General features: G+C 69.4%; 15 protein-coding genes. 4 read left to right on the top strand and 11 right to left on the bottom strand.

Features of this window, described 5'->3' with window-relative positions; translation table 11 throughout:
• Positions 1–18: 18 nt before the first annotated feature.
• From HPO96_RS00360 to HPO96_RS00375, 4 genes are all read right to left on the bottom strand, one after another.
• Positions 19–1,218, bottom strand: a complete 1,200-nt coding sequence (locus HPO96_RS00360; RefSeq protein WP_171669995.1) for a zinc-dependent alcohol dehydrogenase — start codon at positions 1,216–1,218, stop codon at positions 19–21.
• On the bottom strand, positions 1,215–3,518 hold the full coding sequence (locus HPO96_RS00365) for an HAD-IB family hydrolase (RefSeq protein WP_171669997.1): 2,304 nt from the start codon (positions 3,516–3,518) through the stop codon (positions 1,215–1,217). Before HPO96_RS00365 ends, HPO96_RS00360 begins: the two co-directional genes overlap by 4 nt.
• On the bottom strand, positions 3,515–4,252 hold the full coding sequence (priA, locus tag HPO96_RS00370; protein ID WP_171669998.1) for a bifunctional 1-(5-phosphoribosyl)-5-((5-phosphoribosylamino)methylideneamino)imidazole-4-carboxamide isomerase/phosphoribosylanthranilate isomerase PriA: 738 nt from the start codon (positions 4,250–4,252) through the stop codon (positions 3,515–3,517). Before priA ends, HPO96_RS00365 begins: the two co-directional genes overlap by 4 nt.
• 115 nt (positions 4,253–4,367) lie before the next feature.
• Positions 4,368–5,144 (bottom strand): TSUP family transporter, encoded by a 777-nt coding sequence (locus HPO96_RS00375; RefSeq protein ID WP_337796448.1) that lies wholly within the window; start codon positions 5,142–5,144, stop codon positions 4,368–4,370.
• A gap of 119 nt (positions 5,145–5,263) precedes the next feature.
• Here HPO96_RS00375 and HPO96_RS00380 point away from each other — a divergent pair, with 119 nt between their 5' ends.
• Positions 5,264–6,064, top strand: a complete 801-nt coding sequence (locus tag HPO96_RS00380; RefSeq protein ID WP_171670000.1) for a GNAT family N-acetyltransferase — start codon at positions 5,264–5,266, stop codon at positions 6,062–6,064.
• 583 nt (positions 6,065–6,647) lie between these two features.
• Here HPO96_RS00380 and HPO96_RS00385 read toward each other — a convergent pair.
• The 7 genes from HPO96_RS00385 to HPO96_RS00415 all read right to left on the bottom strand — a co-directional run bounded on the left by HPO96_RS00385 (position 6,648) and on the right by HPO96_RS00415 (position 12,894).
• Positions 6,648–8,411 carry a proline--tRNA ligase gene (locus HPO96_RS00385; protein WP_171670001.1) on the bottom strand — a complete coding sequence of 588 codons (1,764 nt, stop codon included), beginning with the start codon at positions 8,409–8,411 and terminating at the stop codon, positions 6,648–6,650.
• An 86-nt stretch (positions 8,412–8,497) separates the two neighbouring features.
• Positions 8,498–8,872, bottom strand: coding sequence for a DoxX family protein (locus HPO96_RS00390; protein ID WP_171670003.1), 375 nt, complete (start codon positions 8,870–8,872; stop codon positions 8,498–8,500).
• A gap of 39 nt (positions 8,873–8,911) precedes the next feature.
• Complete coding sequence (locus HPO96_RS00395) at positions 8,912–9,736, bottom strand: GNAT family N-acetyltransferase (RefSeq protein WP_171670005.1); 825 nt, start codon at positions 9,734–9,736, stop codon at positions 8,912–8,914.
• Between the two features lie 43 nt (positions 9,737–9,779).
• On the bottom strand, positions 9,780–11,027 hold the full coding sequence (locus tag HPO96_RS00400) for an MFS transporter (protein WP_171670007.1): 1,248 nt from the start codon (positions 11,025–11,027) through the stop codon (positions 9,780–9,782).
• Positions 11,024–11,653, bottom strand: a complete 630-nt coding sequence (locus HPO96_RS00405; protein ID WP_171670008.1) for a VOC family protein — start codon at positions 11,651–11,653, stop codon at positions 11,024–11,026. Before HPO96_RS00405 ends, HPO96_RS00400 begins: the two co-directional genes overlap by 4 nt.
• Positions 11,650–11,805, bottom strand: a complete 156-nt coding sequence (locus HPO96_RS00410) for a ribbon-helix-helix domain-containing protein (RefSeq protein ID WP_171670010.1) — start codon at positions 11,803–11,805, stop codon at positions 11,650–11,652. Before HPO96_RS00410 ends, HPO96_RS00405 begins: the two co-directional genes overlap by 4 nt.
• Before the next feature lie 33 nt (positions 11,806–11,838).
• On the bottom strand, positions 11,839–12,894 hold the full coding sequence (locus tag HPO96_RS00415; RefSeq protein ID WP_171670012.1) for a GntR family transcriptional regulator: 1,056 nt from the start codon (positions 12,892–12,894) through the stop codon (positions 11,839–11,841).
• 82 nt (positions 12,895–12,976) lie between these two features.
• On the opposite strand from HPO96_RS00415, the gene HPO96_RS38855 reads away from it, so the two are divergent.
• The 3 genes from HPO96_RS38855 (at position 12,977) to HPO96_RS00430 (ending at position 22,673) form a co-directional block, all read left to right on the top strand.
• Positions 12,977–15,538, top strand: a complete 2,562-nt coding sequence (locus HPO96_RS38855) for a DUF7402 domain-containing protein (RefSeq protein ID WP_171670013.1) — start codon at positions 12,977–12,979, stop codon at positions 15,536–15,538.
• 185 nt (positions 15,539–15,723) lie between these two features.
• Positions 15,724–22,125, top strand: coding sequence for an RHS repeat domain-containing protein (locus HPO96_RS00425; protein ID WP_171670015.1), 6,402 nt, complete (start codon positions 15,724–15,726; stop codon positions 22,123–22,125).
• The gene (locus tag HPO96_RS00430; protein WP_171670017.1) at positions 22,122–22,673 is read left to right on the top strand and encodes a hypothetical protein; all 552 of its coding nucleotides are present in this window, start codon (positions 22,122–22,124) and stop codon (positions 22,671–22,673) included. Before HPO96_RS00425 ends, HPO96_RS00430 begins: the two co-directional genes overlap by 4 nt.
• Positions 22,674–22,705: the final 32 nt, after the last annotated feature.

The raw sequence follows: 22,705 nt of genomic DNA on the forward strand, positions 1-22,705 counted from the left end.
AACCCTCTCCTTGTGCCCTCATGAGGCCCTCACATCGAAAGCAACCTTGACCGTGCCGAGGCGGCCGGCCGACTGCGCGTGGTCCAAAGCCTCGCGCCAGCGGTACAACGGGTACTTGGCGCCGACGATCCCGTCCAGCGGGGCGCGACCGGCCAGCTCCAGCGCCGTCTCGAACGCCGGGCGCCCGTTCGGCTCCTGCCGCGCGGACGCGTACGTCCCGGCCAGCTCCAGCTCCCGGAACCAGACCGGCGACAGGTCGACGCCGGTCGACGGCATCCCGGACAGGACGACGCGGCCCCCGGCCTTGGTCACCCGGAGCACGGTGTCGATCGAGTCCTTGCTGCCGACCGCGTCGACGGCGACGTCGACACCGCCGAGCAGGAACTCCTTCGCGCCCAGCTCCGGCTTCAGCCGGAACGCGCCGGTCGACCGGCGGACGCCGCGGAACACCTCGTCCGGGGCGACGACGTCACTCGCGCCGAACGCCTTGGCCAGCTCGCGCTGCTTGGCGTGCTTGGCGACGACGGTGATCCGGCCGGCCTGCGTCAGCTCGCGGATCGCGAGCGTCGCGAACAGCCCGACCGCGCCCGCCCCGCTGATCAGCACCGACTGCCCCGGCTGCACCTGCGCCCGCAGCGCGGTGTGGACGGCGCCCGACAACGGCTCCACGAGTACGGCGCGCTCGTCGGTCAGGCCGTCCGGTACGGCATACAGCTGGCTGCGGTGGGCGACCATCACATTGCCCCAGCCACCGCCGGTGTCCTGGCAGAAGCCGGTCTGCAGACCGGGCTTGAGGTGGCCGACCGTGATCCGGTCGCACCGGTTGGTGTGACCGGAGGCGCAGCCCGCGCAGGGCTCGACGCCGCGGGTGGCGCAGGTCAGCACGCTGTCCATCACCACGCGGGTGCCCTTGGGCAGGTCCTCGCAGTCGTCCAGCAGCTCGCCGACGATCTCGTGACCGGGGACGAACGGCAGCGACACGACCGCGGAGAAGTACATCTTGGTCGAGCCGGTGACCATGCCGAGATCCGAGCCGCAGATCCCGGACAGGATCGGCCGGATCCGCGCCCAGCCGTCCCGCTCGGCCTTCGGCTCGTTGATCGTGACGAGGCGCAGCGGCGCGGCCGGGCCGGTCAGGATGGCGGGCATCCGGCCGCCGACGGCCTTGGCCGCCAGGTACTTCGCGGGCGACCGGTACATCTCGAGGGCGAGCATCATCGGGCGTTCACCCCGGGCAGCTCCAGACGGGAGGAAGTGGACGGGGTCTTCCAGTCGACGATCTGCCAGCGTGCGGCGCGGGCCGCCCGGAACAGCGGAACATCCGGTGAGACCGCGACCGGATTGCCGACAGTGGTCAGCATCGGCAGGTCCGAGTGACTGTCGGCGTAGGCGAACGACTTCGACAGGTCGATATTGCGTACCCGGGCGTGGTGCTTGATCCACGCTGCCCGTGACTCGCCGACCAGCGGCGGTCCGGACAGGTAACCCGTGCAGCGGCCGCGGTCGTCGACCGCGAGCTCGGCGGCGACGATCTCGTCGAACAGCGGCTCCAGCGGCCGGGTCAGCGGCCGGACGGCGCCGGTGATCAGGATCGTCTTGTGCCCCGCCGCCCGGTGCTCCCGGATCCGGCGGACGGCGGCGCCGCTCAGCCGCTCCAGCACGTGCTCGGCGAGGATCTCGTCGACGATGTGGTTGAGCTCCGCGAGCTCCGCCCCGGCGTACCGGCGGTAGATCGTGCGCAGGAACGCGCCGCGGTCCTTGCGCTCGGCCGCGATCAGCTTCGGCAGCCGGCGCAGGATCTGGCCGAACTCACCGATCCGCTGCGGGCCGTCCAGCTCGGGCAGCCGCATCCACAGGTAGGTCTCGATCACGTTCGACGACAGCAGCGTGCCGTCCATGTCGAAGGCGGCGATGACCTCGGTGTTCTCCTCCGGCGCGACCTTCTTCAGGACGCCGGCCGCCTCCGCGAGACCCTTGTTCCGCTTCTTGCGGACGACGTCGAGGCGGCGCATCGACTCGGTGACGCTCGGGCAGTGCACTTCCTGGATGTAGTGCGGCCAGTCGACCACCGCGGTGTCGCAGGCGAACTTCGTCCGGTCGTCGCCCTCGAGCGCGTTGTGCAGCGCGAGCACGTTGTCGTCGACGAAGTTCATCTCGGCCTGCGCATACTCGGAGTACAGGTCCATGTACCGGCGCAGGAAGTCGATCCGGCGCTTCTGCACGTCCAGCTCGCGGGCGTACTTGCGGGTCCGTTCGCCGCGCGGGACGCGGGTGATCACCGCGTCGGCGATCTTGTGCGCGCGTTCGCCGTACCGCAGCATCGCCTCGACCGAGTCGCCGCCGGGGAACTTCCAGACCGGCAGCCGGACCGCGCCCCGCTCCCCGAGGTCGAACGGGTGCTTGGAGAAGTACTCGCGGATCCCGGCGTACAGCTGCTCGAACGTCAACGGGTTCCGGGCGCCGGAGCCGATGTGGTAGTACTCCGGCTTGTTCAGCTCGGGCTCGCGGGCCATCACCGCGCAGATCGCGCCGACCACATGGTCGACCGCGACGATCTCGATCACCGAGTCGGGGCTGGCCGGGAACTCCGGCAGCTCGCCGCGGCCGTAGGCCAGGATCAGCGGCTCGGCCATCTTGAAGCCCTCGATCCAGCCCGGGTGCGGGCTCTCGACCGCGGACTCGATGATCGCCGGCCGGACGATCGAGGTCGGGAAGATCCCCGCGAACTCCTCCACCACGCGCTCGCCGAGCGCCTTGGTGAACGTGTAGCAGTCGGTCCAGCCGAGGCTGCGGGCGCGCTCGGTACCGGTCTCGACGAGTTTCTTGGCGACCCACTCGATCCGGCGCCGCTCGGTGTCGGCCGCGGCGGTCAGGTGCCCGGCCCGGCGGTGCAGCTTCTCGGCGTCCTTGCGGAACTTGGTCAGCATCACCGCGGACCGCGACTGCTCCTCGATCCGGGCCTTCATCGCCATCCCGGCCTCGGCCTCGGTGCGCCAGTCGACGAAGTGGTCGACCGGCGCCTCCGGGATCGCGCCACGGCGGCGGCCGGCGGTGTAGGCGGTCGAGATGTGCACGTAGTGGATCGTGCGGCCGGTGCCCTGGCGGCTCTCGTCGATCCGCTCCAGCAGGCTCTTGGTCCCGAGCACGTTGGTCGTGAACGCCTCGTGGATCGGCGGGTCGAAGCTGACGTCACCCGCGCAGTGCACGACGATGTCGAGATCGTTCGGCAGCGCCGGGACGTCGGACAGGTCGCCCTCGACGACCTGGATCCGGTCCGCGGTGAGCGCCTCGGCGTCGGCGTACGGGGTGCCCTCGCCGTAGAACGGCTTGAAGATGTCCTTCTTCAGCAGCTGCGCCATCCGGGCGGTGCCGGTCAGCGAGCCCTTCGGGCGGATGATCGCCACCACCGTGGTGCCCGGCAGGTCGCCGATCATCCGGTGCAGCAGCGCCTCCCCCACGAAGCCGGTGACGCCGGTGACAAGGACCTTCTTGTCCTTGAGCTTGTCGGCCAGACTCACTTGTCGCCTCCACGCGTGAGCTCGAGTGCCTCGGTCAGGGTGAACGCGCCGGCGTACAGCGCCTTGCCGACGATGACGCCCTCGACGCCGTCGGCGACCAGCGTCTGCAGCGCCGTCAGGTCGTCGAGGCTGGAGACGCCGCCGGAGGCGATGATCGGCTTGTCGGTGCGCGCGCACAGATCGCGGTACAGCTCCAGGTTGGGCCCCTGCAGCATGCCGTCCTTCGTCACGTCGGTGACCACGTAGCGCTCGCAGCCGGCGGCTTCCAGCCGGTCGAGCACCTCGTACAGGTCACCGCCTTCCTTCGTCCAGCCGCGGGCGGCCAGCGTCCGGCCCCGGACGTCGAGCCCGATCGCGATCCGGTCGCCGTACTGCTGGATGATCCGGTCGCACCACTCCGGGTCCTCGAGCGCGGCCGTCCCGATGTTCACCCGCCGCGCGCCGGTCGCCAGCGCCGCCGTCAGGGAGTCGTCGTCGCGGATCCCGCCCGACAACTCGACCTGCACGTCCAGCTTCCCCGTCACCTCGGCCAGCAGCTCGCGGTTGCTCCCGCGCCCGAACGCCGCATCCAGGTCGACCAGGTGGATCCACTCCGCCCCGGCCTCCTGCCACGCCATCGCCGCCGCCAGCGGATCGCCGTACGACGTCTCGCTCCCAGCCGCACCCTGCACCAACCGAACCGCCTGCCCGTCCGCCACATCCACGGCAGGCAGCAGCACCAGTTTCCCAGACATGGCCCACACCCTAGAGGGCGTGGGTGCCGGATTCCGCACCGAGGACCCTCCTGAATCACTGCCATTCAATCTGTCTCAGCAATACCAGTCGGCCCGCTGGTCTGGGGTTTTACGGTCAGCCGAAGAAGACGTCGTAGCCGAGGCGGAGGATGAGCGCGGAGACGACGACGAGGAAGACGACCCGGACGAACTTGCTGCCGCGGGCCACGGCGGTGCGGGCGCCGAGGAGGCCACCGAGCATGTTGGCGGCGCCCATGATCAGGCCAAGGCGCCAGAGCGGGGCGCCGTGGGCGGCGAAGATGATGATCGCGCCGAGGTTGGTGGCGACGTTGGCGATCTTGGCCTTGGCGCTGGCCTGGAGGAAGTTGTAGCCGAGCAGGCCGACCAGGGCGAAGATCAGGAAGGATCCGGTGCCGGGGCCGACGGCGCCGTCGTAGAAGCCGATCACGACGCCGACGCCGCAGGCGGCCAGGTAGTGCTCGCGGCCGTCGAAGCGGAGCGCGGTGCGAGCGCCGAGGGACGGTTTCAGCGCGGTGTAGATGGCGACGCCGATCAGCAGGACGAGGACGATCGGCTTGAACCAGGTCATCGGGATCTTCGTGGCGACCAGCGCGCCGGCCGCGGAGCCGAGGCCGGCCAGGATCGCGAGCGGGATCACGGTGCGTTTGTCGGGGCGCACCTTCACGCCGAAGGTGACCGCGCTGGTCGTCGTACCGAACAGGGAGGAGATCTTGTTGGTGGACAGGATCTGCGCGGGGCTCGCACCGGGGAGGGCGAGCAGCATCGCGGGGAGCTGGAGGAGCCCGCCACCGCCGACCACGGCATCGATCCAGCCGGCCGCGAAGGCGACGATCACGAGCAGAACGAGTGTCCAGAGCGAGACATCAGGCACCGAGCGGCCCCACAGGTTTGCGCATACAAACATCATTTCGTAAGGCCGTTGTACCGAACAACCTTTACCGGATCAGCTGAACCGCAGACAAACCGGAGCGGCGGTGCGACAGTCTGGGGATGGGGTCGTCGATTCTGCCGCCCGCGGGCGAGGAGCTGACGAACGGGTGGGAGCCGGAGCTCGATCCGGCCGATTCCGTCGTCCGTCAGGCTGTGTTGGCCCACGCATCCTGGGCCGCGGACGGCGCGCGGCGCGCCGGGAAGCCCTGGTACGACGGGGCCGCGTGGGCCGGCGGCGTCCTCGGCGAGGCGGGGACGCTGACGAACTGGATCGTGCTCAAACAGCCGGTCGACCCGGTGGCGGTGGTCGCCGACATCGCGCGTGAGCTGCCGGGCTCGTTCCCGTACTTGTTCGTCAGCGCGTGGCCGACCGGCGATCTGCGCGACTGCGGCCTGGAGCTCGCCGGACACCCGCCGCTGATGGTCCGCTTCCCCGGCACCGCGACCGTGCCGCCGACGACGGATCTCGACATCCGCCAAGTCACCGATGCGGCCGGGCTCGCCGACGCCGAACGCGTCCTGGTCGAGGGCTACCCGATCCCCGAACTCCAGCCCTTCCGGCCGGGCGCGATGTACTCCCCCTCGTTCCTCGACGGCTCCGACGTCTGGGTCGGCTACGACGGCAACATCCCCCTCGCCACCGCCACCGCCCACCACGCCGCCGGCCTCACCGTCGTCGAAAGCGTCGCCGTCCTCCCCGCCGCCCGCGGCCGCGGCGCCGGCGCCGCCCTCACCTGGGCCGCCACCACCCACCACCCCACCCACCCAGCCGCCCTCATCGCCTCCGACGCCGGCCAACCCGTCTACCAACGCCTCAACTACCACCGCCTCCAACGCTGGACCGTCTGGGTCCGCCCCTGACCGCCGCCCCCGCCTTCCCTCCCAACCCCCGCGCGCCTCGGCAATTACTCAAGACCTCTTGTACAAGATCCATTGCAGGCAACTCTCGCCTCAGCCCCGAACCCCAGGTGGAACAGGCACCGGGCAGCGTGCACCCGCCAGCGGCCGCCCGATGAACCCCGGCCCCGTCCGCTCGGCGTCGGAGAGCGACCACCCTCGGGCCGTGTACGGAGCTCGGGACCGGGTGAGGCTCGGACGGACGGATGCTCGGGCGCGTACGGAGCCCGGGAACGGGTGAGGCTCGGACAGGTGAGTGCTCGGCTGGGTGGGGCCGATGCCAAGGCTTGGCGAGCGGCTGCTTAACGGCATGCAGCGGGCGGCCCGTCCACCCGGTGCCGGGGGAAGCGGTCGCCCGGGGGTGCGGAGCTCTGGAGCGGGTGACGCTCGGGCAGGTGGGTGCTCGGGCTGGTGGGGCTCAGGTGGAGCCGCCAGGGCCTGGCGAGCGGCTGCTCGACGGCGTGCGGCGGGCGGCTCGTTCACTCGATGTCGGGGGAAAGCGACCGCCCCCGGGCCGGGTGGGGCTCGGGGGCGGGTGGGGCTTGGGTCAGGGGGTGATGGTGGTGACCAAGTGGTTGACGACGTCGGCTACGGGGACGTCGGTGCGGTCGCCGGTGCGGCGGTCTTTGACTTCGATGGTGCCTTCGGCGAGGCCTTTGCCGACGACGGCGATGGTGGGGACGCCGATCAGTTCGGCGTCCTTGAACTTGACGCCGGGGCTGACCTTCTCGCGGTCGTCGTAGAGGACGGTGAGGCCGCGGGACTCGAGTTCGGCGGCGAGCTCGGCGGCCTTGGCGAAGACCTCGGCATCCTTGCCGGTGGCAACGAGGTGGACGTCGGCGGGGGCGATCTCGCGCGGCCAGACGAGGCCGAGCTCGTCGTGGTTGCCCTCGGCGATGGCGGCCACGGCGCGGGTGACGCCGACGCCGTAGGAGCCCATGGTGACCGTGACGAGTTTGCCGTTCTGGTCGAGCACCTTGAGGTCGAGGGCGTCGGCGTACTTACGGCCGAGCTGGAAGATGTGGCCCATCTCGATCCCGCGCGCGGACTCCAGCGGGCCGGAGCCGTCGGGCGCCGCGTCGCCGTCGCGCACCTCGGCGGCCTGGATCGTGCCGTCGGCGGTGAAGTCGCGGCCGTGCACCAGGTTGATCACGTGGTAGCCGGCCTTGTCCGCACCCGTCACCCAGGCCGAGCCCTCGGCGACCCGCGGGTCGAGCAGGTAGCGGATCTTCGACGTGTTCTCGGCCCCGAGCACACCCGGGCCGATGTAGCCCTTGGCCAGCGCCGGGTGCTTGGCGAAGTCGGCCTCCTCGAACGCGACCACCTCGGCCGGCTCGACCTGCGCGCCGAGCCGCTTCTCGTCGATCGCCCGGTCCCCCGGGACGCCGATCGCCAGCGGCTCGCGAGTGCCGTCGGGGTGGACGAGCACGACGAGCACGTTCTTCAGGGTGTCCGCCGCCGTCCACTCGCGGCCGTCGGCGCGCGGGTGCTTGGCGTTCAGCGCGTCGACCAGGGTCTCGATGGTCGGGGTGTCCGGGGTGTCGACGACCTCGGACGCCGGGACGCCGGACGCGTCGACCGGGGCCGCCGGGGCGACCACGACGGCCTCGACGTTCGCCGCGTACCCGCCGGCCGAGCGGACGAAGGTGTCCTCGCCGTTCGCCGCGATCGCGAGGAACTCCTCCGACCGGGAGCCGCCCATCGCGCCGGACATCGCCTGCACGATCACGTAGTCGAACCCGAGCCGGTCGAAGATCTTGATGTACGCCCCGCGGTGCGCCTCGTACGACGCGGCCAGGCCCTCGTCGTCGACGTCGAAGGAGTAGGAGTCCTTCATGACGAACTCGCGCCCGCGCAGCACGCCGGCCCGCGGCCGCGCCTCGTCGCGGTACTTGTTCTGGATCTGGTAGATCGACAGCGGGAGATCCTTGTACGACGAGTAGAGGTCCTTCACCACCAGGGTGAACATCTCCTCGTGTGTCGGGCCGAGCAGCATGTCCGCGCCCTTACGGTCCTTCAGGCGGAACAGGTTCGGGCCGTACTCCGTCCAGCGGCCGGTCGCCTCGTAGGGCTCCCGCGGCAGCAGCGCCGGGAAGACCAGCTCCTGCGCGCCGATCGCGTCCATCTCCTCGCGGACGATCTGCTCGACCTTGCGCAGCACGCGCAGCCCGAGCGGCAGCCAGGTGTAGACCCCCGGCGCCGTCCGGCGGATGTACCCGGCGCGGACGAGCAACTTGTGGCTCGGGACCTCCGCGTCCGCCGGGTCCTCGCGAAGGGTGCGAAGGAACAGCGACGACATACGCAGAATCACGGCAGACTCCCTGGAGATGGAACAAAACGGACGCCATAGAGGATATCCGCCTCCCGGAGGTGCTCCGACCAGTTATCCCCAGGCCATTACGGCGAGGTCTCGCGCGCGGCTTTCAGCGCCCATTTGATCAGCGGCAGCTGGAACGGCAACCGCGCCCAGGCGATCGCCTTCGCCCGCGGCGATCCCTTGCGCTGCAGGTCCGCCGCCATCTGCACGTTCGCCGGGAACACCGCCACCAGCAGCCCCGCGCTCGCCAGCCCGGCCACCCGCCGCGTCCGCGGATGCAGCAACCCGGCCGCGCAGGCCAGCTCCGCGACCCCGGACGCGTAAACCAGCTCTTTCTTCCGCGGCAGCACCTTCGGCACGATCTTCTCGAACGGCTCCGGTTTCACGAAATGCAGAACGCCGAGGACGCCGAACAGCACCGAAAGCCCGGTCGTGGTCTTGCTGCGGGTCGCCATGGGCGCCACCTTACTCCGAAGTAACTCTCCGGACAGGCCTCAGAAAAGGATGGTGGCGAAAGTCTCGACGGTCCGGAAACCGACCCGCTCGTACGCGCGCCGCGCGGGGGTGTTGAACGCGTTGACGTACAGCGTCACCACCGGCGCGATCTGCCGCGCCAGCTCGACCACGGCCGCCATCCCCGGCGCCGCGACACCCCGCCCGCGGTACTCCGGATCCACCCACACACCCTGGATCTGGCAGACCCCGCTGCCCACCGAGCCGACCTCGGCCTTGAACACGACCCGGCCGTCCTCGATCCGCGCGAACGCCCGGCCGGCCCGGATCAGCTCGGCCACCCGGGATCGGTAGAACGTCCCGTCCGGCCCGGTCTGCGGCGGGACGCCGACCTCCTCGGTGTACATCGCGACGCACGCCGGGTACAGGATCGGCAGCTCGACCGGCTCGACCGCGCGAACCAGCGGGTCGGGCTCGATCACCGGCGGACCGTCGATGACCATGAACGGCTGGTCGCCGCGCTCCTCGCGAGCCGGGCCCCAGTGCGGTTCGAGCGCAGTCCACAGCTGGTCGACCGCTCGGGCCGGCCCGAGGATCTGGAAGCAGTTGCGGCCCCGGCGCAGCGCGTACGCCGCGAACGCGCGCAGTGCGGCGTCGTCCGCGCCGACGGGGACCATGTTGCCGCCGGCGTGGCAGAGCGCCTCCAGGACGCCTTTGTCGACGTAGCCCCAGACCTCCGCGCCACGGCGCGGGTCCAGACCGGATGCCTGCACAAGACTGTCGACGAACACGTTGACGACCGGGTCCCGGGCGATCACCGCGCGCGCCGCAGCGAGGTCACGAGGACCGAGAACCCGTACGCCCACGCGCAGAACCTAGCGGATGAACCGCTTCGCAGCACGCAACGGGTCAGGTCGCCGCCGGGTCGGGTGTGGCGGCGATTCGCCGTAACGGCGACGTCCAGGCCACTGCGACCCCGACAAAGCTCGCAGTCCCGACCAGAACCATCGCCGCGCGAATGCCGAGCTGATTGCCGAGCAGACCGGCGACCATTGACCCCAGCGTCCAGCCAACCGCCCACGACAGCATGCGTCCCGCGGTGTTGACTCGACCGAGCAACTGCTCCGGTGTGACCTGTTGGCGGTACGAAACGGCGTTCACGATCACCAACACGTACGCCGACCCCCAGCAAAGCAAGGCGATCGCCGCGACCACCCAGTCTGGCGACAGCGGCGCCAGTACGCCGATCAGCGCAGACAGCGGTAGTGCGTACAGAGTGATCGCTGCAGGCGGCCACCGCTTCAACAGCCGCGGCAGCGCGAGTGCTGCGATCAGACCGCCGATCCCCCACGTCCCCCAGACCAGACCGAAGCGCAGACCCGACGTACCGACGTCGAGCACCCGGTCGCACCAGACGACCATCAACGCCATGAACCCGCCACCAGCGAACGACTGCAAGCTGCCGACGATCGTCATCGTGCGCACCCCGGGGTGCCGAACCAGGTAGCGGATGCCCTCCGCGATGTCGGCCAGCACGACGCGCGGCCGTAGCGGCGGCTGCCCGTCACGACGCTCGGACATCGCCCGGACGATCCCCCGCACCGCCAGAGCCGACGCGACAAAGCTCAGCGCATCCAGCACCAACAGCTCGGCCGGATTCAGAATCGCCAGCGACAGACCAGCAACCGGCGGCACGAACAGCTCGATCAGACTGGACGCCGACCACACAGCCGAGTTCGCCTGCGCAACCCGAGCCCGCCCGACCAGCACCGGCAGCGCACCGAAGTTGGCCCCGTCGAAAAACGTATAGACCGCCTGGACGACGAACGCGATCACCAGCACCTGTACGACGCTCAGCACTCCCAGCAGGTGCGCCAACGGCACCGACCCGATCAGCACGGCGTTCACCAGATCAGCCGTCACCATCACCCGCCGCCGGTCCCACCGGTCAGCCAGCGCCCCCGCGAACAGCCCCGTCAACAAGTACGGCGCCGCCTCCAACGCAGTAACCGCCGCCGTCAACACGGTCGACCCGCTGAGCCGATACACCAGCACCGGCAACACGATCGCCGTCACCATCGACCCAGTCAGCGAAAACACCCGAGCCGCCCAGTACCGCCGAAAGTCCGGGTCATCCCGCAACCGGACGTCCGTCATCCGTGCACCACAACCAGCTGCCCGTCGGGGTCGGTGATCTCGAGCGTGTCGCCACTCAGCGCGGTCCGGTAGCCCGACAGTCGCTCGCGGACGGCGGTGAGCTCCTCGCTGGTGGTCAGCTCCAGCCGCACCCCACTGCCGAAACGAGCCAGCGCGTCCAACCCGACAACAGCCAGGAAGCCCCGCCAGGCCGCCTCTTCCCCGGCGTCCAACTGCGGCGTCACCAGCCACCGGTCGTCGGGCTCGGACTCGTTCAGCTTGTAGCCGTAGAGGTCGTCACTGCGCTCGTCGATGTAGATGTGCGCACCGCCTGGGCCGGTCACCTTGAGCACCCGCCCGTACGCCTCGTCCCAGACCGCGATGTCGACGTACCCGGCCTGCTCGAAGCGCTCCTTCAGCAGATCGATGTCGGCCGCCTCGAACGAAAGACTCGTCTGACCAGGCTGCCCACCGGTAGAGCTGTCGGCCGCGCTGTGCAGCGCGACCATCCCGCGACCGGCCCGCATGTCCACCCAGCCGCCCCGCTCGGACTCGATCCGCGCTCGCAGCCCTAGCATCTCCAGAAATGCCCGCATGCCGGCCACGTCGTCCGTGAACCGCAGCGGCCGAATCACCACGTCGTTCATCCTCGCGCCTCCCCGTGCTCGTCCAGGTACTCCGTCAGGGCCTGTTCGACCAGCGCCGACAGACTCGCGCCCTCGTCGATCGCCCTGTGTTTCACCCGCCGCACCAGCCCCGGCGGCAGGTACACGTTGAACTGCACCTTCTTGTCGTCCATGTCTAGGATGCTAGCAATCTAGCTAGCCCGAGATCAACGGGTCACGACACGGAGATGGGCGGCCGGGCGGGTCTGGAGGGTGATCGGGAGGGTGAGGTTGCGCGGAGCGGAGGCGGGGGTGGTGAGGAGCTCGACGGCCTGACGGCCCAGCTCATGGACGGGAAGGGAGGCGGCGGCGACGGTGAGCGGGAGGATGCTGGCCGGGCCGGCGTCGTCCATACCGGCCAGCTCGACGTCGCCGGGGACTTCGAAGCCGAGGTCGGCGAGCTCGCGGGCGGCCGTGGTGACGATGAAGCCGTCGGAGCAGAGGAGAACGGTCGGCGGCTCCGGGTGCGAAAGAAGAGCCGACAACCGGGCACGGCGGGCTTCAGGGGCCAGAAACTGGTGTGTGCTGAGAACTGTTAGATCTGGGCGACTGGGCAGGCCGTGCGCCCGTAGCGCCTGCAAATGACCACTGAGACGGTCGCGGACGCTCGTACAGTCCACCTCACCCCAGAGCGTCGCCATCCGCTCATGGCCGAGCCCGATCAGGTACGACGTCAGCTCGTACCCGACCGCGAACTGATCAGCCACCACCGAGTCCGTCGGGAAGTCGGGCTGATAGCGATCGATCAGGACGACGGGAGTCGTAAGACCGCGCAGTACCGCCGAGGCGCCCTCGACCGGATACAGCGCAATCCCTGCCACCTCGCTCGACACAGCTCGCATCAGCGCGCGCTCCTGCAGCTCCAGCGACCCCTTGCTGTCATACAGCAGCAAATCGAGCCCCAGCTCCGCGCACCGCGACTCGACGCCGGCGATCACCCCCTCCTTCACCGGCCCCTGACCGTGAATCACCAACGCCACCGCACGGCGTTCGACCGACGGCGGCGTCTGGTCGGCGACGAACGTCCCCCGCCCCTGGTGCCGCGTCAGCACTCCGTCGGCGACCAGATCGTTGAGCGCCCGGATCGCAGTCGTCGTACTGACGCCGTACCGCTCGCAGACCTCCCGTTGCGTGATGAACGGCCGGTCTGGCGCGTGGCCGCCCCGGGCGATCAGCGCCAGCAACTCACGCTTGACCTGTTCGTACCTCGGCAGCCCAGGCATTGCACCACCCTCGAATCGATTGCCGTATTAATGCATTAAATCCTACGGTGCTGTCGAGCCGCCCGTCCGAAGGAGTTTCGCCATGATCCGCCTGCTCGCAACCGCTCTCAGCACGCTCCTCACCGCCGCCGCACTCCAGGCCCCGGCCGCGGCCGAGCCGGTCACGACCACGGCCGCGACCACCTTGACCGCCGATTTCTCGGTCGCCGACGGACCCGGGTACGCCGAAGTGTTCGGCTCCGGGATCAACGTGCCCGCGCTGACCGACACCGCCAAGATCGACACCCTGCACCAGGCCGGCACCCGCTTCATCCGCGGTGACGCCTACCTGCAGCACATCCTTCCGGACACCACGATCGCCGGCTACCTGGCCGGGATCGGCAAGGCCGGCAGCGTCGCCGACCCGACCACCTGGAACTGGGACAACTACGCCTGGGTCGACGAGCACCACAAACGCGGCACCAAGACCGTCCTGATCATGAGCTACTCGATCGACTGGCTCGGCTACACCCCCGGCGACGGGAACGATTACAGCCCGCCGCGCGGCGCGGACGGCTTCCGCGTGTACGAGGACGTCATCGCCAAGATCTACCAGCGCTTCCGCGGCAAGGTCGACCTGATCGAGATCTGGAACGAGCCGGACCTGCACGGGTTCCTCAACGTCACCAACTCCCCCTGGCCGCTCACCGACGCCGGCCGGCTCGAGGCGTACGCGAAGATCTACGCCCACGCCCACAAGGCGATCCGCAGCGTCGACCCGGACATCCCGATCGGCGGGCCGGTCTCGTCGGGCTCCGGGCCCGGCCTGAGCTGGGTCGACCGGCTGCTGCCGCGGCCGGAACTCCAGGGCAAGTTCGACTTCCTGAGCTACCACGAGTACGCCCTGTACCAGGAGGGCCGCACCGAGAGCGTCGACCGCTTCCGGCAGCGCGCCGCCGCGCTCGGCTACCCGAACATGCCGGTGTACGTGACCGAGTGGAACTACTCCGCCGCCTACACCGAAGTGCCGATGAACGCGAGCGACGCCCGCAACCTCAGCTACTCGGCGCTCCGGCTGACGAACCTCTACAACCAGCACGCGAACGGCGCCAACGTTTTCGCCGACAACGACGAGTCGATCGTCCCGAGTTTCTACGGCGTGCACCGCAACGGCCTGCTCCCACCGCGAGCCCGCGCCTACCAACTGCTGTCGCGCGACCTCGGCCTGGGCGACGGCGTCAGCACCATCCGCCGGACCTCCACTCCCCCGAACCTTTTCACCGGCTTCGGCGCCGTCACCACCGCCGGCGGCGACAACGTCGCCTGGGTGGTCAACGACGCCGCTCAGCCGCTGGAGGTCGACGTCCAACTGAAGGGCCTCGGCGGCAACACCGTCGCGAACCTCTTCGAGGCGAGCCCGAACCAGAACCCGGTGACGCCGAAGTCGTCGCTCCCATTGCAAGTGACGAACGGCGCAGCGACCGTGCATCTCAGCGTGCCGCCGTACTCTGTCAGCGGCATCCGGCTCGGCGGCGTTGCCCTTGGCAACAACCTCGCGCCGCTCGCGACGGCATCCGGATCCTCGGTCAGCCAGGAGCACCCGATGCTCGCCGCGGCGAACGTTGCCGACGGCATCGTCGGCGTCCACGCCACCGGCGAATGGGCCTCCAATCAGGAGCTGAAACCCAGCCTCACCCTGACCTGGCCGTCCCCGCAGACCGTCGGCCGCGTCGTCCTCTTCGACCGCGCCAACCCCGTCGACCGGATCCGCTCCGGCACCCTCGTCTTCAGCGACGGCAGCCGCGTCCCCGTCCCCGAGCTGCCGAACAGCGGCCTGGCCAAGGACCTCACCTTCGCACCCCGCAGTACGACGTCCGTCCGGCTCGAGATCGCCGACGGCGCCGGCTCGAACGTCGGCCTCGCCGAGATCCAGGTGTACGACGGCGCCGACGTCGCCCGCGCGGGCACCATCACGGCGAGCACCGGGCCGGCGTACGCCGCCATCGACAGCCGCCCCGGATCGGCCTGGACCCCGACCGACCCCAACCCGTGGATCCGGATCGACTGGGTCAACGACCACCAGCTCGACCGCATCGCCCTGACCGGCACCGGAGCCGGCACCCTCACCTTCAGCGACGGCACCGCCCTCGCCGTCGACGACCTCACCCCAACCCGGCAACTCACCTTCCCCCCGAAGAACGTCACCTGGGTCAAGTTCACCGCAACCGGCACCGGCGCCAGTCTCACCCAGTTCCGCACCCTCGCCACCCCGAACCTCGCCTCCACCGCAACCGTCACCGCCTCCTCCACCTACCAGAACGACCCCGTCTACGCCGCCCCGGCCGCAACCGACGGCGTCGTCAACCAATGGTTCGCCGGCGAATGGGCCTCCGACCGCGAACCGAACCCCAAGCTCACCCTCACCTGGCCCACCCCCCAACGCGTCAGCCAGGTAGTCCTCTACGACCGCAACAACCTCGAGGACCACACCCGCGGCGGCACCCTGACCTTCAGCGACGGCAGCAAGGTCACCGTCACCGGCATGCCCAACGAAGGCACCGGCAAGCTCATCACCTTCCCACCCCGCACCACCCATTCGATCCTCTTCGAAAGCACCGGCACCGCCCTCAACGCCGGCCTGTCGGAACTCCAGGCCCGCCCCTGAACCTCTTTGCCAAGAGCAACTAATTCCCTTGTCCTGACAGGGATTTCGGTTTCTGGATTCGAGCGTGCTCGAAAGGCGTCGCGCAGCGTGAGCCGTCTTCGAGCACGCTCGAACGGGTTGTCGGCAGCTGATGTCAATCGTTGGAATGTCCTTGTTCCCTGCCCTCCCGAGAAGAGAGCATGCCCATGCCCAATGCCCCTGCCGCCCGGCGCCGGGCCGGCCGCGTCGCGATCACCACCGTGGTCGCCTCTGCGCTGATAGCCACCCTCTGGGGCCCGGCCGCCAACGCGGCCCCCCTCAAGGACGACCCCGCCTGGAAGGCCAAGAAGGAAAAACCGGTCCCCACCAAGCCCTTCAAAGCGATCCCCAAGGCCGCTGACCCGGCCGAAGCCGCCGCCGCGAAACCGGCGCCGAACAAGGTGACCTGGCCGAAGGCCGGCGCCGCCGAGGTCGCCGTCCCGGCAGTCTCCTCGAACTGGAGCGCGACGCTGGCCGGCGGCCGCCCGGCCGGGAAGAAGACCCAGGCCGGCGCCCTGCCCGTCTGGATCGGTTCGGCCGCCGCGACCACCGCCGCGGCCGCAACCGCCGATGCCACCCCGACCAAGGTGAAGGTCGATCTGGCCCGCCTCGGCGCCGACGGCCTGCAACTGAAGCTCAACCGCACGGACGGCGTCGCCAAGAGCGGCAAGGTCTCCCTCCAACTCCGCTACGAAGACTTCCGCGACGCCTTCGGCGGCGACTGGGCCCAGCGCCTGCGCGTGGTCGACCGGTCGACCGGCAAGCCGCTCGCCGTGCAGAACAACGGCTCCGGCACCCTGACCGCGGAGGTCCCGGTCGGTGCGCAGGCCTCGACGTTCGCCGTCCAGGCCGGCCCGTCCGGCGGTACCGGCAACTTCGGCGCCTCCCAGCTCGCGCCGACCGCGACCTGGCAGGTCGGCGGCTCGTCGGGCGACTTCGCCTGGCAGTACCCGATGAACGTCCCGCCGAGCAACGGCGGTCCCACCCCCAAGCTGAGCCTCGACTACACCTCCGGTGGCGTCGACGGCCGGACCGCCGCCACCAACAACCAGCCCTCGTGGGGCGGCCAGGGCTTCGAACTGCAGCCCGGCGGCTCGATCGAGCAGCGGTTCGCCTCGTGTGCGTCGAAGAACGAGCAGTCCGGCAACAACGGCACCAAGGCGACCGGCGACCTGTGCTGGGCCGGTGAGAACGCGACCTTCACGCTGAACGGCAGGGGCGGCGAGCTGGTCCGCGACGACACGACCGGGGCCTGGCGCCCGCGCGCGGACGACGGCTCGGTGATCGAGAAGCTCTCCGGCGCCGACAACGGCGACGACGGCCGGCTCGCGGCCGAGAAGGGCGAGTACTGGCGGCTCACCACCAAGGACGGCACGAAGTACTACTTCGGCCTGAACAAGCTGCCCGGCGCCACCGACCAGCGCACCAACTCGGGCTGGACGGTCCCGGTCTTCGGCAACCACTCCGGTGAGCAGTGCTTCGCCACCGGCAACTTCGCCGGCTCGTGGTGCCAGCAGATCTACAAGTGGAACCTGGACTACGTCGTGGACCGGCACGGCAACACGATGAGCCTGTTCTACGACAAGGAGACCAACTACTACGGCCGCAACTCCACCGCGACCGCGGTGACGCCGTACGTGCGCGGCGGCAACGTCCGCACCATCGAGTACGGCCAGCGCGACGGCGCCGTCTTCAGCACCAAGGCCGTCGGCAAGGTCGAGTTCGGCACCGCCGAGCGGTGCCTCGACAACAGCGGCTGCGCAAAGCCCGAGGACTACCCGGACACGCCGCTCGACCAGCGCTGTATCGGCGCCGGCGGCACGCAGCCGGCCAACTGCGACAACAAGTTCAACCCGGCGTTCTTCACCACGAAGAAGCTCACCAAAGTCAGCACCTACGTCAACCGCGGCACGACCTTCGACCTGGTCAGCACCTGGAACCTGCGGCACACCTTCCCCGACAACGGCGACGGCACCAAGCCCGGCCTGTGGCTCGAGGCGATCACGTACGCCGGTCACGTCGGCAGCGCCGGCGGCGTACCGATCCCCGAGGTGAACCTGGACGGCGAGCAGCTCGCCAACCGGGTCGACGCCGCCGGCGACAACCTGCCCGAGATGAAGTGGTGGCGCGTCAACCGCGTCTCCTACGGCACCGGCGGCGAGCTCGCGGTCAAGTACGACGGCACGGACTGCGCACCCAACGACAAACCGGCCTCCGCCGACACCAACGGGCGTCGCTGTCACCCGATGAAGTGGACGCCGCCCGGCTCCACCGAGCGTGAGGACTGGTTCCACAAGTACGTCGTCAAGACCGTCACCGAGACCGACCGGGTCACCGGCACCCAGCCGATGGTGACCACCGTCGAGTACCCGGACGCCCCGGCCTGGCGGCACGACGACGAGGACGGCCTGGTCGAGATCGGCCAGAAGACCTGGTCGCAGTGGCGCGGCTACGACCGCACGATCGTCCGCAAGGGCAACGTCGGCGGGCCGCAGATCGTCACCGAGAACCGCTACTTCCGCGGGATGGACGGCGACCGGCTGAAGGAGAAGGACAAGTTCAAGGACGTTTACGTCGTCGACTCCACCGGCGTGAAGGTGGACGACCTGGCGCCGCTGACCGGGCAGCCGCTGGAGACCCGGACCTTCAACGGCGCCGAAGTGGTCCAGCGGACGGTCAACGAGCAGTGGGTCTCCAAGGCGACCTCGACCCGGGTCCGCCCGTGGGCGACCGTCAGCGCCTTCCAAGTCCAGCAGAGCGGTAACCGCCAGTTCGAGACGCTCACCGGCGGCGGTCAGCGGAAGAGCCAGGCCGCCAACAAGTACGACGACAACGGCGTTCTGCTCAGCCGCAGTGACCTCAAGGACCTGGGCACCGACTCCGACGACACCTGCACCACCTACGAGTACACGGCCAACGCGGCCGCCGGGATCAGCGAGATCCCGAAACGTGAGCTCACCGTCGGCGTCGCCTGCGGCAAGCCGTACACGCAGGACCAGGTGATCTCCGACAACCGCACCTACTACGACGGCGCCACCGACATCAACGCGGCGCCGGAGCGTGGGAACGTCACCAAGACCGAGCGGCTGTCCGGGTTCAAGGCCAACGGGCTGCCGGACTACCAGGTCACCGGGACGACGGAGTACGACGCGCTCGGCCGCGCGATCAAGATGACCAACCCCAAGAACCAGAGCAGCTCGGTCGTCTACACCCCGGCCGGCCCCGGCCCGGTGACCAAGGTCGAGTCGACCAAGCCGAACGGGCACAAGACGAGTATCGAGCTCGAGCCGGCCTGGGGTCAGCAGGTCGCCACGGTCGACGAGGCCGGTAAGCGCACCGAGGTGACGTACGACGCCCTCGGCCGGACGACGAAGGTCTGGTACCCGGGCCGCACCGGTGCGGCCAACTTCTCCGCCAAGGCCGGCGCGAACGTGGCCGGTCTGGCGGCCGCGGCCGACAACGCGGCCACGGCCGACGTCGAGTACACCTACGGCATCTTCGCCAACTCGCCGTCGTCCGTCACCACGCGCACCTTGCAGAGCGACAACAGCGTCGAGGACTCGATCCAGCTGTTCGACGGCCTGATGCGGCCCCGGCAGTCCAAGGAGACGGGCCGGACCGGCGGCTCGATCGTCAACAACCTCCAGTACGACAGCCGCGGGCTGGAAGTGAAGGAGGACGGGCCGTTCTATTCGGACACCCCGGTCACCGAGCAGCTGCTGATCCCGGTCGAGGAGGAGCTGCCGACCCAGAAGGTCACCCAGTACGACCTGGCCGGCCGCCCGACCGTCGAGCAGGTGAAGTCCTTCAACAACGTGCTGTGGGAGACCAAGCACACCTACAGCGGTGACAGCGAGACGATCGACCCGCCGACCGGCGAGACCCCGGTGACCCGGGTGACCGACGTCCAGGGCCGGCTGCTCGAGCTGCGCCAGTACACCGGCGACAGTGCGACCGGCGCGTACGACTCGACGAAGTACGCGTACGACGCGAAGGGCCAGCTGGCGTCCGTCACGGACCCGGCCGGTAACAAGTGGAGCTACAAGTACGACATCTTCGGCCGGAAGATCGAGGAGACCGACCCGGACAAGGGCATCACGACCAACACCTACGACGAGCTCGACCGGCTGATCACCACGAAGGACGGCCGCGGCAAGATCACGGCCTTCGAGTACGACGTCCTCGGCCGGACGACCGCGAAACGTGACGGCGGGCCGACCGGCCGGACCGTCGCGGAGTGGGTCTACGACACCCTGCTCCCGGGCATGCCGACCTCGTCGACCCGGATCGACAAGAACGGCAACAGGTACGTCAGCCGCGTGACCGGCTACGACGACCGCGGCCGGGCCACCGGCAGCGAGTACGAGATCCCGGCCAACGAGGGCGCGCTGAAGGGCACGTACAAGTTCGCGAGCACCTACAAGGACGACGGCCAGCTCGCGACCGAGACGCTGCCGCAGGCCGGTACCCTGCCGGCCGAGACGCTGACCTACGGCTACAACGCGCAGGACCAGCCGACCACGCTGGCCTCGGGTCTGTCGACGTACGTCCGCGGGACGACGTACACCTCGTTCGGTGAGGCCGAGAAGATCACCATGGGCTCGGCGAACGGCAAGTGGCTCTCGATCGGCTACAGCTACGAGGACGGCACCCGCCGGCTCTCGAAGGTGACCACCGAGAAGGAGACGCTGCCGCGGCGGGTCTCCGAGGTCGAGTACCTGTACGACGACTCCGGCAACATCAAGCAGCTCAACGACACCCCGTCGAGCGCCAGCGGCGAGCAGACCGACACGCAGTGCTTCAGCTACGACTACCTGCGCCGGATGACCGGAGCCTGGACGCCGAAGGCCGGCGAGGACAACACTCCGGGTGACTGCGCCGCCGCTCCGACCGCGGCGAGCCTGGGCGGCCCGGCGCCGTACTGGCACAAGTGGACGTTCGACAAGGTCGGCAACCGGGAGAGCGAGACCAAGACCTGGGCCGGCGGCTCGACCACGGCGACCTACAAGTACCCGGCAGCTGGGCAGGCTCAGCCGCACGCGGTACAGAAGGTCATCACCACCGGTACCGGCATGCCGGCCGGCGGCCGGACCGACACCTACACCTACAACGCCAGCGGCGACCGGACCCAGCGGACGATCGGCGGCGGCGCTGCCGAGGACTACAACTGGAACGACGAGGGTGATCTGGAGTCCGTCAAGAAGGTCGGCGGCCAGGAGACGTCGTACCTGTACGACGCCAACGGCGAGCGGCTGATCCGGCGGGACAACACCGGTACGACGCTCTACCTGGGCAACACCGAACTGCTGCTGAAGCCGAACGCAACGGTTGCCGAAGGCACCCGCTACTACCAGCTCGGCGGCAAGACCGTCGCCGTCCGGCAGCAGGACAAGGTCAGCTGGCTCGGCGCCGACCACCACGGCACCTCGAACACCGCCGTGGCCGACAACGCGACGCAAACGGTGCAGCGGCGGCGCGAAGACCCGTACGGCAACAGCCGCGGGACGGCGCCGGCCGACTGGCCGGGGCAGCGCGGCTTCGTCGGCGGTACCAACGATCCGTCCACCGGACTCGTCCATCTCGGAGCCCGCGAGTACGACCCGACGATCGGCAAGTTCATCTCGGTCGATCCGAAGGTGACGATCGCCGATCCGCAGACGCTGAACGCCTATACCTACAGCAACAACAACCCGATCACATTCAGCGACCCGGACGGAATGTCCTGGTTCAGCAGCATCGTCGAGAGCATCAAGACCGTCTCCAAGACCGTCACCCAGCGCGTCGTCGAGCAGTACAAGGAGACCATCCAGGTCGCCTCGACCGTCGTCACCTGGGTCCGCGACCGGGCCACCGAAACCCTCGAGGCGGTCAAGTACGTCGTCACCCACCCGGTCGAGGTCATCAAACAGGTCGAGAAGACGATCAAGACCGTCGTCAAGGAGACCGTCAAAGTCGCGGTCAAGGTCGCCAAGAAGGTCAACGAGATCCGCAAGGATCCCGTCGGCTCGATCAAGAAGGCGGCCGCCGCCGCGGTCAAGACGGCCAAAGCAGTAGCCCACGCGGCCAAGGCCGTCGCGGTCAAGGCAGCCAAATGGGTCTACGAGAACCGCGCGATGATCCTGCAGGTCGTCGCCGAAGTCGCTCTCACGATCGCCATCGGCGCGATCACCGGCGGCGTCGGGGCGCTGGCGGTGCGCGGGGCGATGACCGCGATCCGGCTCGCCGCCAGCACCAAGCGGATCCAGACCGCCGCCCGGGGTATCGAGCGGGCGACGAACAAGTTCAACTCGTCCCGGGTCCTGAAGCGGGCCAGTGACGAGCCCGGGCCGTTCCACAACTTCCCGGAGTCGTTCGACGATGTCATATTCTCGAAGGGCACCCGCACGGTGACGCAGAACTTCTTCAACAAACCGAAACCCGGGATGAGCAACGACTCGATCATGTACAAGCTGCCCGGCAACATCAACGGACGGAGCGGGAACTTCGAGATCGCCACCCGGCCGACCGCCAGCGGGCGTTCCGAGCTCATCATGCACCGCTTCTTCAACCCGACGAGGCGAGGCAAGTGATCGGCCCCGGCCGGGTCTTCCCGGCGGAGTACGAGGCGCAGCTCACCGATCTCCCAGCGGCCGGCGGCGCCGACGTCGAGCTCGTCGCCGGGAGTCGCGGCAGCATCTTCGTGACGATCGAGCCCAGCAGCGGCCCGGCGTGGACCGGCGAGTTCGGCGGCGAGGCGCTGGTACGGACCGCGGCGACCGGCCTGTACCCGACGCCGAGCCCGGTCCGGCTGTGCGTCGTCGACCGCGGGACGGCGTTCCTCGCCGACGTACTGGCGCCGGCTCGTTCCGAGCAGCTCGAGATCGATGATCCGGTGATGGATGTCCGGCCGGCCGTCAGCGAACGCCTGCTGTTGCTGATCGGTCGCTGGACGATCACGGCGGTCGGCCCGGACGGCATCGTCTGGACATCACCGCGGATCGCCTTCGACGGGCTCCGGGTGGACGAGATCGGCGACGGTCTGCTCCGTGGGGTGGCGGATCCCGAGGACGACGAACCGCGCGACTTCGCGGTCGACCTGCGGACCGCACAGGTCGTCGGCGGCGCCGGGATCGACTAGGACCGTCGCCATACACCGCGCCGGGCATCGTT

Source organism: Kribbella sandramycini (assembly GCF_013131805.1).
In the GTDB taxonomy this organism is placed as follows: Bacteria; Actinomycetota; Actinomycetes; order Propionibacteriales; family Kribbellaceae; genus Kribbella; species Kribbella sandramycini.

Coding starts and splice junctions, on each gene's coding strand:
- HPO96_RS00360 (WP_171669995.1), bottom strand. CDS start 1,218: ATGATGCTCGCCCTCGAGATGTACCGGTCGCCCGCGAAGTACCTGGCG.
- priA (WP_171669998.1), bottom strand. CDS start 4,252: ATGTCTGGGAAACTGGTGCTGCTGCCTGCCGTGGATGTGGCGGACGGG.
- HPO96_RS00380 (WP_171670000.1), top strand. CDS start 5,264: ATGGGGTCGTCGATTCTGCCGCCCGCGGGCGAGGAGCTGACGAACGGG.
- HPO96_RS00390 (WP_171670003.1), bottom strand. CDS start 8,872: ATGGCGACCCGCAGCAAGACCACGACCGGGCTTTCGGTGCTGTTCGGC.
- HPO96_RS00400 (WP_171670007.1), bottom strand. CDS start 11,027: ATGACGGACGTCCGGTTGCGGGATGACCCGGACTTTCGGCGGTACTGG.
- HPO96_RS00405 (WP_171670008.1), bottom strand. CDS start 11,653: ATGAACGACGTGGTGATTCGGCCGCTGCGGTTCACGGACGACGTGGCC.
- HPO96_RS00410 (WP_171670010.1), bottom strand. CDS start 11,805: ATGGACGACAAGAAGGTGCAGTTCAACGTGTACCTGCCGCCGGGGCTG.
- HPO96_RS00415 (WP_171670012.1), bottom strand. CDS start 12,894: ATGCCTGGGCTGCCGAGGTACGAACAGGTCAAGCGTGAGTTGCTGGCG.
- HPO96_RS38855 (WP_171670013.1), top strand. CDS start 12,977: ATGATCCGCCTGCTCGCAACCGCTCTCAGCACGCTCCTCACCGCCGCC.
- HPO96_RS00425 (WP_171670015.1), top strand. CDS start 15,724: ATGCCCAATGCCCCTGCCGCCCGGCGCCGGGCCGGCCGCGTCGCGATC.